Raw genomic sequence first — 12,061 nt, 5'->3', positions numbered from 1 at the left:
TCGAAATTGGCATTTAATGGTAAATTAAAATGAGATAATGTCGAACGAAAAAGGGCTGCAGCTTCGTATGAAGCTGCAGCCCTTTCTGTGTGCGGTGGTTTTCGCCGCATTGTCGCCATCCCCTCTGCATGGGGAAAGCGGACGTTGTTTTATTTCCATATTTCCCCATATAAATTTAGATGGGGACAGTATAAAAGAGAAAAACTACTTTTCTGATTCGATTCTCCTTTCATTTGCATATTTCGTAGTGCTTTTATCTACATTACATGACAAAAGAACAAGAATATTTATTTAATCAACCAAAAAGGTAAAACAACAGCCTTTTTTCTCTGCACAGGTACCTTCAACGATCCGGCAGGTGGGGTTCGATTTATTCAGGCCGAGTTTTTCCTGCAGGCTTCGCACATAGGCGGCAGCTTCTTCCTCTCCATGCTCCGAATCTGGATGAAGCCAAACGGCATTGTGGAGAAAAGACGCAGAAAGGGCCTGATTCGGATGGGAAGCAAATAAGCCGAGGATTTCGAATTCCCGATGGTTTAGTTTTACAGCATTACCATGGAGGGTTACTTCCCGCTTGGGCTGGTCAATCCGCAATGAGCCGAATTCATAAACCTTTCCCGGCCCTCGAAATGGCTGGTATTGGGGTTCGGCAATAATGCTCTTGATCTGCTCAACCAAACGGTCGGCTTCTTCATCACTGCATTCAATGATCATTACTTTTGGCATTTGGATACTCCTTTCAGTGCATGAATTCTGGATATGGATTTCTCTTGTATAAAGGGTTTTGGGCATACGCTGCCACAATAATGGGGAATGTAGCCCGATCTGACCTTTTGAAATCGTCAGCTTGATAACAAGTATATTTTACAACATTCGGCAGGGTGATTTCATCATAAAAGGTTGGGAAAGCGCCTTTTTCTGTGTTGCCATTACAGGGAAAATAAAGGGGCGTGAGTCCTCTCACCACAGTTACTCCACTCCCTCTTTACGAACAGCCCGCCCTATTTCTTTCGGGCGGTTTTATGCCAAAAAACCTTTCTTATGGGCTTCTCGGCTCCCTTTTCATCGCAAATCGGAAAAATATTCGCTCATAATCTTAGCGATTCGCTAAATACTTTTATTATACACTTAGCCAGACGCGAAGGTCAACGGAGTAAAATATAGCTATACACGAAATCACAGGACAGAGCGAGGTGATAGGGATGTTTGATTTTGGAAATCATTTGCGGATGCTGCGGGAAAAGCATGGTATTTCTCAGGAGGAACTTGGGCGTCGGGTAGGCCGGGCCGGATCGGTAATCAGCAACTATGAAAACAATATCAAAATCCCCACGCTGGATGTCCTCACCACTATGGCAAGGATTTACGATGTTTCGTTAGACTACTTGGTTGGGTTTGATAAAAAGGATCAGGTGCTTTTAACGGATATGACGGATGAGCAGCGCGATTTGGTTCGTCGGCTGGTAAAAGAATTGAAACAAAGCACTAAGCCGAAGGCCGGGGGATTATCTACGGGTCAGCAGGAAATTCTCAACTTGATTATGCAGGAGTTTGCAAAATAGAAAAAATAGAATCTGTTATGCTGTAAAGAGCCGAGTAAACTAATTTTATTCGGCTCTTTCTATATGTGCAAATTGCATTATTTTTCGAGGTTAGAAGAAACTAACTTTGTGAGACAATTAACTTGACAGTTTTCAAAAAAAGCAGTATATTAAAACCGTTGGATTGAAACCGAAGGTTTTAATCTGTTTACAAAATCAACCTATAAATTCGAGTTTGGAGTTGATGGAATGGCAAAACGTGTGGAGGGCGTTACTGAAAAATTGCTTGAATCAGCTAAAAAAGAGTTCTTAAAGAGTGGATATGAGAACGCTTCGCTGCAGGTGATTGCGGAAAAAGCAGGCTCCAGCAAAGGCGCTATCTATATCCGATATCCTGATAAGAAAAGTCTGTATTGCGCTTTAGTAGGGCCAACGGCTGATGAATTTTGTAATTTACTCGAAGGGGAACTCCATCGCTTTAAAATACTTTCATCAGATGAGCAGAAAGAAAAGGTTATGACCTTTGGAAACGACGGCTTTTCTAAGGTAATTGCATATATCTACGATCATTTCGACGAGTTTAAGCTGATTCTTACCAGTGGAGAGAATAGCACATATCAGGAATTTATCCATCGGATTATTGAATTGGATATTTCCTGTACCATGCAGTTTATTGAACAGACAGGAAATGACGCGCTTTCCTCCGGACGGCTTACGCCGGAACTGGCGCACCTTCTGTCCAGTGCTTTTTATGCCGGACTATTTGAAGTGGTTATTCATGATATGCCCCAAGATCAGGCTGTCGAGCATATCCAAAGAATGAGAAGGTTTTATAATGCCGGATGGAAGACGATTTTTGAAGAAAATGCGGGGTGATGCTTTTGAGTGGGTGGATTGATTCATCCGGCTGGGTTCATTGTCCTGTCTGCGGCAATAAAACGAGAACGAAGGTAAACAGAGATACAGTATTAAAGCGTTTTCCGTTGTTTTGCCCTAAGTGTGGACATGAACATATCATAGATGTTCAAGAAAATAAAATAGTATCGTTAGAGCCAGACGCTAAGACGCAGAGCCGATAATTTGTAAGACAGGAATCTTACAAGTTATCGGCTTTTTTTAGACGCAATGGTTAGCTACAGCTAACGAAAGGAGGATTTTTTATGAAGCAAACTTCATCTATTGGGATCATGGATTTCATCCGTCCGCATAAGGGTGGATTCCTTTGCTCCGTGGTTTTATCTGTGTTGGGGGTGGCCAGTGGTATTGTACCATACTTTGCAGTCGCAAAGATGATTAATTTGCTTATTGTAGGAGAACAGGATTTTTCTATATACCTATTGTGGTGTTCTGTTGCTTTGGTCGCTTTCATCATGAAGTCTGTATTTCATGGGTTTTCGACAAAAGCTTCGCACGAAGCAACGTTTGCAGTTTTATCTGAAATACGGCGAAGGATTGCCTCGAAGTTGACAAAGGTTTCTATGGGGTATCTAACCGATACGCCATCGGGAAAACTGAAAAGTTCTATGGTAGAGCGAGTAGAACAGATGGAGGTTCCATTGGCGCATATCATTCCCGAAATGACTTCTAACCTTTTGGTTCCTGTCGCAGTCATTATCTACTTGTTTGTTTTAGACTGGCGCATGGCTCTCGTTTCTCTGATTACTATTCCGATTGGTATCCTGTGCTATATGGCACAAATGAAAGAATATCCTAAAAAATACGGGGCAGTCGTACAAGCAGGTAAACACATGAGTGCTACCACAGTAGAATACATCAACGGGATTGAAGTCATTAAAGCGTTTAACCAGAGCGCGGTGTCCTATGGGAAATTTACGCAGGCTGTTCATAAAAATGCAGAATTGATTCTTGACTGGATGAAATCTACACAAGGGTATTCAGCCCTTATGATGACCATCTGGCCAGCTGTTTTGATTGGGGTACTCCCCATTGGATGTATTTTCTATATGAACGGAAGCCTTACCACAGCTGCCTTCATCACTATTATGATTTTATCGCTGGGTATTGTAGGCCCGTTGGTATCTGCAATCTTTTTAACCGATGACTTTTCCAAAATCAGTACCATCGTTGGAGAAATCAGTTCTATTTTATCAGAACCGGATTTAGATCGTCCACTCCAACATAAAAACTTAAACGGATTGGATATTACTTTAACCGATGTGAAATTCGCATATAAGGATACTCAAGTCTTAAAGGGTATAAACTTAAAAATTGAACAGGGAACTACAACCGCTTTGGTTGGTCCTTCTGGTTCCGGTAAATCTACCATCGCAAAATTGATTGCTTCTTATTGGGATATTGATGAAGGAACAATTACGATTGGTGGGGTTGACATTAAAAAAATTCCCGCAGATCAAGTAATGGATTTAATTGGATATGTATCCCAAGACAATTTTCTATTTAATGTGTCTGTACGAGAAAACATTCGTATGGGTAATCCCAACGCATCAGACCAAGAAGTGGAGGAAATCGCCAAAGCTGCAGGCTGTCATGAGTTTATTATGGGCCTCGAACACGGTTACGAAACCCTTGTGGGAGGAGCCGGAAGCCATTTGTCCGGTGGAGAACGCCAGAGGATTGCCATTGCCAGAGCTATGATGAAAAACGCACCCGTCGTTATCCTCGACGAAGCGACTTCCTATACTGACCCGGAAAATGAAGCGGTTATACAGGATGCGGTGAACCGGCTTACTAAAGGAAAGACCTTGATTGTTATTGCACATAGGTTATCGACTATTATCCAGTCTGAGCAGATTGCAGTAGTAGAAAACGGAAAAATCGCCGCAACTGGAACTCATGAAGAACTTCTGAAAAATTGTCCGCTTTATACAGATATGTGGAAAGCGCATATACAGGCAAAAGACTCTGCCGGTATGAAAGGAGGCGCTGAGAATGTTTAACGCATATAAACGTTTTTTTGCTTTTGCTGGAAAACAGAAAAAGACGTGGTATAAGGGAATGGGTTATGAACTGCTTCGCAGTATTTTTGAAGCTATCCAGTTTATTGCTTTGCTGGTTGTGCTGCGAGCCTTGGTAGAACAAAATGTTACAGGCGAAACAGCATTGGCCGCACTGGGCGTCATGCTGGTCAGTGTAACAGGCGCTGCGGTTTTCTGGTATCTGGCCCACAACAGTGAAGGACAGGCCAATTACCATATGTGTGAGGAAAAAAGAATCAGGATCGGTGAACGTATGAAGTACATGCCGATGGGCTATTTCAATAGTCAAAGCTTGGGAAGCCTTACGGCTGCAGCAACTTCTACAATGGAAGATTTGGAGAGTATGTCGTTTGCCGTCATTGCCCGAACGATGGTGGGGATCATCCGTACTGTTGTATTTTCTATTGCGATTCTGTTTTTTGATTGGCGTATAGGGTTGATTTTCTTATTAGGAGTACTGTTGTTTTTATTTGTTAATTCACAATTGCTGAAAAAATCCCGTCAGCTTTCTCCCGGACGTTTGCAGGCACAAACCAAATTGGTAGATTCCGTTCTTGAATATATTCAGGGAATGAGCGTTGTTCGTGCGTTTCATGGCGATAAGGCGGCGAATCAAACATTAAATAAAACCATAGAGGAAACGGAGTATCAAAACTTTAAGCTGGAGCGCAAGCGTATCCCATACAATGTTCTGGAGCAAATTGTGTTGCGAATTGCTGCGGTAGCGGCTGTGCTTCTTTCTATCTGGCTATATTTAAGTGGAGCTATGACTTTATTTACCTGCTTGATGATGGCGATTTCCGCTTTTCTTGTTTACAGCGAGCTTGAGTCAGCCGGAGAAATGTTCTTTATGCTTCCGATGATTGACGCTTCCATTGACAGAGTGGAACAGATTGATCATGCTCCCCGCATGGATGAACAAGGTACAAAACAAGAAACGAAAAATAGGGATATTACATTTGAACATGTCAGTTTTTCTTATGGAGAACGGGAAATTATCCATGATGTCAGCTTTTCCATACCGGAAGGGACTACCACTGCAATCGTTGGCCCCTCCGGATCAGGAAAAACAACTCTTACCAGTTTAATGGCTCGTTTCTGGGATGTGGACAGTGGAACAGTTAAATTGGGCGGGACAGATATCAGGGAATACCAGTTGGACAGCTTGATGGCAAACTTTAGTATGGTATTTCAAACGGTCTACCTCTTTAATGATACGATTGAAAACAATATTAAATTTGGAAAACCCGGTGCCACTCACGAAGAGGTTGTGGCGGTTGCCAAGGCAGCCCGGTGCCATGACTTTATTTCTGCCCTTCCGGATGGTTACGACACGGTGATCGGAGAAGGTGGAGCTACTATTTCCGGTGGAGAGCGTCAACGCCTATCCATCGCACGCGCCATGTTGAAAGATTCCCCGATCATCATTTTGGATGAGGCTACCGCCAACGTTGACCCGGAAAATGAAGCTGAACTTCAAGAAGCGATTGAAGCGTTGACGCATAATAAAACGATTATTATGATTGCCCACAGGCTCAAAACCGTTCAACATGCGGATCAGATTCTTGTTCTGGAGGCTGGCCGTATCATACAGCGCGGCAGACATGAGGATTTGATAAAGCAGGATGGAATCTATGCGGATTTTGTCCAAAGCAGGAAGAAAGCCGAAAGCTGGAGTATTGCTGGAGAAGGAGCCTTGGGAGTTGGAGTATGAGCAAAAAAATATTGACGCGCTTATCTTTATTTCTCCTTGTGCTGTTTGGCGTCACGATTTTGACTTTCATCTACACAAATTTATCCCCTGTAGATGCGGCTGAGGCTTTGGCTGTGCGCCGGTATTCAAGACCCACTCCAGAACAGGTTGAATTAGTACGGGAAGAATTGGGCCTTGACAAACCTCTGATCCAGCAATATGGTTCTTGGCTGTGGAACGCGTTACATGGAGATTTTGGAAATTCCTACAATACAGGCCGCCCTATCATCGAAGAACTGACAGCCTCATTAGGGCCAACCATCACAATGGCATCATTGGCGTTGTTGTTTGCAGCCATATTTAGTATTCCTCTGGGTGTGCTATCTGCCAGTAAAAAAGGTGGATTATTCGATAAAACAGTTTACTTGTTTGGGATCGTTTCCATGTCTCTGCCCAATTACTGGATTGGTTTTATGCTCCTGCTGGCCTTTTCTGTTCAGATTCCGATCTTCAGCATTATGGGGGCAGACAGCATGAAAGATTTTATTCTTCCGGCTTTGGCTCTGGCAATCCCGGTTGCGGCAGGTAATATTCGTGTGTTTCGTTCTTCACTTTTGGAGGGATATAGTCAGGATTTCGTTTTATATGCCCGTTCACGTGGGGTTTCGGAACGCAGAATCGCTTTTATGGTAAGCCGGTTTGCACTGCCCCCTTTGGTAACAATGCTCGCCCAAAGTTTTGGGTTTATGATAGCAGGCAGCGCAATGGTGGAATCAGTTTTTTCTATTCCGGGAATAGGTTCTATGTTGGTAACAGCGTTAAATGCACGGGACACTATTACAATCAACGCATGTGTTTTGTTAACAGCCGCCATTTTTGTTCTGGTTAATTTTATAGCGGATCTGGTCAATATCGCTTTAAACCCACACGGAAAAGCAAAGGAGAAGGTTTATGATTCGTAAAATTTTACATAAACCGCAGGCACTGCTTGGGTTGGCCATGATGTTAATTGTATTTTTTGTTGTGGCATTTGCGCCCTTTATAGCACCGCATGATCCATCAGAGCTAAACGTCGCGCATGCTTTGTCTGCACCTGATTCAGAATATCCTCTTGGAACAGATGAAATGGGGCGCTGCGTATTTTCACGATTGCTCTATGGCGCGCGGTCATCTATGTCTATCGCTCTGCCCTCGCTTATCATTTTGGCACTTGTCAGTACGGTCGTAGCTACTGTCTGCGCTTATCTGGGCGGTGTACTTGACCGGATTTTTGATGTTGTTTCTAACATCTTTATGGCATTTCCACCCTTTCTTGTGGCCATTACTCTGGTGGGATTATTTGAATCAAAAGTGTTCAGTATCATTCTATCCATTGTAATTGCCATGTGGGTATGGAATGCACGAGTGGTTCGTACCTACGTTCTCAGAGAAAAACAAAAACCTTATGTTATCACCTGCCGGATGTCAGGCTGTTCAGAACTGCGGATTATATTCCGGCATATTATTCCAAATGTCCTTCCACATCTTTTGGTGATATTCAGTACAGGACTGTCCTCCATTATCATTATGATTTCCAGTTACGCCTTTCTGGGGCTGGGCTTGGAGGCGGGAACAGCAGAGTGGGGCGCCATGTTCGTGAATGCCAAACAACTGATTTTCAGTCAGCCGCAGCTTCTGGTCTATCCGGGGCTTTGTATCCTGTTTACAGCCGGTGGATTTAATTTGTTCGGTGAGGCTTTGCGGGATATTTACGCACCACGGGAGGGTTAGAAATGCTTGATATCAACTGTTTAACAGTTCGCTCAAAACTGACAAAAGAGGAATTGCTTCACTCCATCAGCTTTTCCGTAGGCGAGGGAGAAACCTTCGGGCTGATCGGAGAAAGCGGAAGCGGGAAAAGCATGACCAGCAAGTGTATTATGCGGCTGTTAAATTCTCGTGCTTTTCAAATCAGAGGGGAAATTCGCTGGAATGGCAGAGATGTCTTTTCCATGAATGCAAAAGAACTGGCTGACTATCGAGGAAAACAGATCAGTATGATACCGCAGAATCCCATGACTGCATTTGCTCCCATGGTGAAGCTGGGAAAACAACTTGAAATGGGGTTTCGATTCAATACCAGAGAAGAACGGCACAACTTTTGTAGAGAACTTACGAATACGTTGGCCAGTGTGAACTTGCCGGATGCGGAAAAAATTTTTAACAGTTATCCGGATGAGCTTTCGGGCGGCATGCTGCAGAGAGTGATGATTGCTCTCACTATGCAGCAGGCTTCGAAACTGATTATTGCAGACGAAATTACCACTGCCGTAGATGCGGCCAGTGAATATTTGATTTTAAATGAACTGGAAAAAATAAAAACATCAGGGGTATCGATGCTGGTTATCACACATGATTTTGGTGTAGTAGCGAGACTGTGCGACCGTGTTGCGGTGATGAAATCGGGAGAAATCATTGAACAGGGTAGAACCCATGAGGTGCTCTCCACACCACGGCATGATTACACAAAACAATTGATGGAAGCAAGTATACTGTTTCAGGAGGCGCTATGCTAAAGGCAGAAGGAATTATAAAGAAATATCAAATACCGGGTAGAAAAAAAGACCTGTTGGAAGCCCTGTCAGGCGTATCTATCGAGCTTGCCGACAACAGTATCACGGCCATCGTAGGCGAAAGCGGAAGTGGAAAAAGCACACTTGCCAGAATTTTGTCCTATATCGAGCTCCCCGATGCCGGAAAAGTTACTTTAGATAATTTAACAGTGACAGGCGTCAAAAGAAAAACGCTTCAAAAGATGCGAGGCAAAGTGCAGCTTGTCATGCAGGATGCAGCCAGTTCTCTTGATCCTCACCAAAACGTATTACAAATTTTGGATGAACCTCTCCATCTTTTATTGGATATGGGAAAAGAGGACAGAAAAAAGAGAGTCGAAGAATTGCTGGACATGGTTAATTTAGGGGGAGATATATTGAATCGTCGCCCTGATGAACTTTCTGGTGGTCAGCAAAAGAGGCTCTGTGTAGCGCGTGCTTTGGCAACAGAACCACAGCACATTATTTTCGATGAATCTTTTAGTGGGCTTGATGTTACATTAAGAAAGCAAATTTTGCATCTGTTACGGAATTTGCGGGACGAGTTGAGATTGAGTTATTTGATTATTACCCACGATTTAGACATTGCGATGTATATGGCAGATACCATTCATGTGATGCGTTTCGGGAAAATAATCGAGACAGTTTACAAACCGCAAAGCTTTTCGGATTTTCATGAACCATATTCTAATGAGCTTGTAAAGGCCGCCCTTTCAAAAAGGCAGGCTTTGCAATAAAAAACATGTAAAGGAGCACAAACATGAAAAAACTTTTATCCCTTCTTTTGGCTTGTGTAATGGGGTTGACGCTTCTTGCTGGTTGCAGCAATACAGATCCCTCATCCTCCAGTAATGGCCAAACAGACAAGAACGCATCTCAAACGATCTCTATTGCGCAAAGCGCAAACTTTTCGATGGGCTTTGCCCCTGCGGTACAGTCCTATGAGGCTACATATTATATGAACAACTTTTATGAGCCTTTGGTCAAATATCAGGACGGAGAGTACCAGCCCTGCCTTGCTACAGACTGGACAAATTCCGATGATGGACTCACCTATACTTTCCATCTGCGTGAAGATGTAAAGTTCAATGATGGAACACCCTTCAATGCGGAGGCTGTGAAACTCTATTTCGACAATATGAAGTCTGTCATAGGAACCAGTTCCAATTACGGGCAGCTTGATATGTTGACATCCGAGATCACAGTAGATGATGAATACACGGTTTCCTTTCATTTGACTCGTCCTTATTACAATGTTCTCAACGATTTGTCCATGGTAATGCCGAGAGGGATTCTTTCAGCATCCGCCTTCAATGAGGACGGTTCTTTGAACTCAGAATATCTGATGAATCATACGCCGGGTACAGGTCCCTATATGTTTGAGAGCGTGAATGATACTGCAACGGAATACACTTTTGTACGCAATCCCAATTATTGGGGCGAAGAACCGGATGTAGATTCCTTCACAGTAAAAGTTATTCCGGAATCCAAGGTCGCTGCAATGAGGGCTGGAGAAGTGGACTTCATTATCGGTTCTGACACATTGGATGCTGCTTCCTATCAGGAACTGTCCAGCACGGAAGGCATTACGGGCGTAATTTCCGATTTTGATTTTGTCACAGAGTTTATTGCGCTTAACGACGAAGTGGCTCCATTGGATGATATCAATATCAGAAAAGCGATCCAGATGGCTATTGATAAAGAGTCTATCGCTCAAAATATTTATTCGGGCTTGAGAACGGAAGCAGATTCAGTTATGCCTGCGGATATGCCCTATTGCGAGGTAGATGTGACAACTCCGAGCTATGATATGGATGCGGCCATTGAACTGATGGACAAGTCCGGCTGGACTGATACGGATGGCGATGGCATCCGAGAAAAGGATGGTAAAAAGCTTTCCTTTACGATTACTTATCCCTCCACGGGTGTGTATGACAAGGTAGTGCTTTTCTTCCAGGATTCGATGAAAAAGCTTGGCATTGAAATCACGACGAATCCTATTGACCTGATGGCATTTATGCAACAGGTGTTTACAGAAGGGAACTACGAAATCACCGCGTATATGAGCTATTGGTTCCCCTATGATCCGTACACATTTGTCGCCAATATGTATCCTTCTACTGATTATACAGATGCCAGTGGAATTTATTCGACTGATCCTCAGATCGCCAAAGCACTTGCCACAATGAGCGAAGAGGAAGCGAAAGAACTGATTGCCGGCCTTTACAAGACAGATGATCCGGATACTGTTCAGAATATCTTTACCACTGCCCTTAATTCCGCAAATGAAAGCAGCGTTGTGATTCCGTTGAACTACAGAAACGAATATGCGGTGTTCAATAATGAGGTGATAGAGTCCTACACATTCAACAGTATTCCAAATCATGTTGACGTTGCAGCAATTAAATTAAAGTAATTTTTCATAGATTATCTCTTTTACTTTTAATAGATAAGGGAGGTGTGCCGACTGCGTCTAACATCATCCATGGAGGACTATCTGGAAGCTGTATATATCCTTTTTCAAAAACAAGGGGATGTCCGTTGTGTAGATGTTGCGGAGTATTTGGAAGTAACAAAACCCTCTGTAAGCCGCGCTGTAAAAGAATTAACCAAGGCAAAATATCTGCGTAAAGATTCAAGCGGCATACTTTCCCTGACATCTTCAGGAGAACAGGTTGCCGCAGCAGTATATGAACGCCACTGCTTTTTCATGGAACGGCTCATCGCGGCAGGCGTAGATCCTAAAACTGCGGAAGCGGACGCCTGCCGGATGGAGCATGGAATCAGTCCAGAAGCCTTTGAAAAACTAAGGCGTTCTATTGAAAGGCAGGGCGAAGAGGTCAAGTGAAAATCATGCTTTTGATCTTTGAGGATGGAGATGAGGATGCGTTTCTCAAAGTTCAGGGGCTGGCCCAATCCGCTTCTCGTATAGAGCTGATGGAGTTTAGGTCACAACAGAGTACCTCTGCTTTGGAAATCAGGGAAAACCAGCGCCGGGTATTCTGCAAAGGGCGGGAGATCCCTCTCACGAAAACCGAGTATGAGATTCTCCTGTACCTTTTTCAGAACATAAACCAAGTGCTGACACATGACCAGATTTACGAAAAAATCTGGAAGGAGCCAGACTATGGCGAGGCTCGGAAGCTTGTCAGCCATCATGTGCAGTCAATTCGGCGCAAGTTGAATTTAGGAAAAGATTCCAGTATCCGTCTGCGCTGTATCCGTGATGTCGGATACAGCCTTGAAACAAAATAAAGCCAGCAGCCTGTTTTTTGCAGG

Annotated in this window: 13 protein-coding genes; 12 read left to right on the top strand and 1 reads right to left on the bottom strand. The window is 43.6% G+C overall.

The window, feature by feature from the left end; translation table 11 throughout:
* Positions 1-291: 291 nt before the first annotated feature.
* On the bottom strand, positions 292-726 hold the full coding sequence (locus ACLTX1_RS09860) for a winged helix-turn-helix domain-containing protein (protein ID WP_412330869.1): 435 nt from the start codon (positions 724-726) through the stop codon (positions 292-294).
* A gap of 476 nt (positions 727-1,202) precedes the next feature.
* Between ACLTX1_RS09860 and ACLTX1_RS09855 the strand changes: the two genes are divergently transcribed.
* The 12 genes from ACLTX1_RS09855 (at position 1,203) to ACLTX1_RS09800 (ending at position 12,037) form a co-directional block, all read left to right on the top strand.
* Complete coding sequence (locus tag ACLTX1_RS09855) at positions 1,203-1,562, top strand: helix-turn-helix domain-containing protein (RefSeq protein ID WP_148485940.1); 360 nt, start codon at positions 1,203-1,205, stop codon at positions 1,560-1,562.
* A gap of 228 nt (positions 1,563-1,790) precedes the next feature.
* The gene (locus tag ACLTX1_RS09850) at positions 1,791-2,417 is read left to right on the top strand and encodes a TetR/AcrR family transcriptional regulator (protein ID WP_148485939.1); all 627 of its coding nucleotides are present in this window, start codon (positions 1,791-1,793) and stop codon (positions 2,415-2,417) included.
* Positions 2,417-2,620 (top strand): cysteine-rich KTR domain-containing protein, encoded by a 204-nt coding sequence (locus ACLTX1_RS09845; protein ID WP_148485996.1) that lies wholly within the window; start codon positions 2,417-2,419, stop codon positions 2,618-2,620. The genes ACLTX1_RS09850 and ACLTX1_RS09845 overlap by 1 nt, the downstream gene beginning before the upstream one ends.
* Before the next feature lie 81 nt (positions 2,621-2,701).
* On the top strand, positions 2,702-4,459 hold the full coding sequence (locus ACLTX1_RS09840) for an ABC transporter ATP-binding protein (RefSeq protein WP_412330868.1): 1,758 nt from the start codon (positions 2,702-2,704) through the stop codon (positions 4,457-4,459).
* On the top strand, positions 4,452-6,212 hold the full coding sequence (locus ACLTX1_RS09835; protein ID WP_148485937.1) for an ABC transporter ATP-binding protein: 1,761 nt from the start codon (positions 4,452-4,454) through the stop codon (positions 6,210-6,212). The genes ACLTX1_RS09840 and ACLTX1_RS09835 overlap by 8 nt, the downstream gene beginning before the upstream one ends.
* On the top strand, positions 6,209-7,153 hold the full coding sequence (locus tag ACLTX1_RS09830; protein ID WP_395590056.1) for an ABC transporter permease: 945 nt from the start codon (positions 6,209-6,211) through the stop codon (positions 7,151-7,153). The genes ACLTX1_RS09835 and ACLTX1_RS09830 overlap by 4 nt, the downstream gene beginning before the upstream one ends.
* Complete coding sequence (locus ACLTX1_RS09825) at positions 7,143-7,961, top strand: ABC transporter permease (RefSeq protein WP_148485935.1); 819 nt, start codon at positions 7,143-7,145, stop codon at positions 7,959-7,961. The genes ACLTX1_RS09830 and ACLTX1_RS09825 overlap by 11 nt, the downstream gene beginning before the upstream one ends.
* A gap of 2 nt (positions 7,962-7,963) precedes the next feature.
* A complete protein-coding gene (locus ACLTX1_RS09820) occupies positions 7,964-8,746 on the top strand; it encodes an ABC transporter ATP-binding protein (protein ID WP_148485934.1) in 783 nt (260 codons plus the stop codon).
* Positions 8,740-9,519: an ABC transporter ATP-binding protein gene (locus ACLTX1_RS09815; RefSeq protein WP_148485933.1), complete on the top strand. Its 780-nt coding sequence runs from the start codon at positions 8,740-8,742 to the stop codon at positions 9,517-9,519. The genes ACLTX1_RS09820 and ACLTX1_RS09815 overlap by 7 nt, the downstream gene beginning before the upstream one ends.
* A gap of 23 nt (positions 9,520-9,542) precedes the next feature.
* Positions 9,543-11,198 (top strand): ABC transporter substrate-binding protein, encoded by a 1,656-nt coding sequence (locus ACLTX1_RS09810; protein WP_343284180.1) that lies wholly within the window; start codon positions 9,543-9,545, stop codon positions 11,196-11,198.
* Between the two features lie 51 nt (positions 11,199-11,249).
* Positions 11,250-11,630 (top strand): iron dependent repressor, metal binding and dimerization domain protein, encoded by a 381-nt coding sequence (locus tag ACLTX1_RS09805; RefSeq protein WP_148485995.1) that lies wholly within the window; start codon positions 11,250-11,252, stop codon positions 11,628-11,630.
* Positions 11,631-11,635: 5 nt separating this feature from the next.
* Positions 11,636-12,037, top strand: a complete 402-nt coding sequence (locus ACLTX1_RS09800) for a winged helix-turn-helix domain-containing protein (protein WP_343284465.1) — start codon at positions 11,636-11,638, stop codon at positions 12,035-12,037.
* Positions 12,038-12,061 lie beyond the last annotated feature (24 nt).

Source organism: Hominenteromicrobium sp. (assembly GCF_046974225.1).
In the GTDB taxonomy this organism is placed as follows: Bacteria; Bacillota; Clostridia; order Oscillospirales; family Acutalibacteraceae; genus Hominenteromicrobium; species Hominenteromicrobium mulieris.
This window is presented reverse-complemented; position numbering and strand designations above follow the sequence as displayed.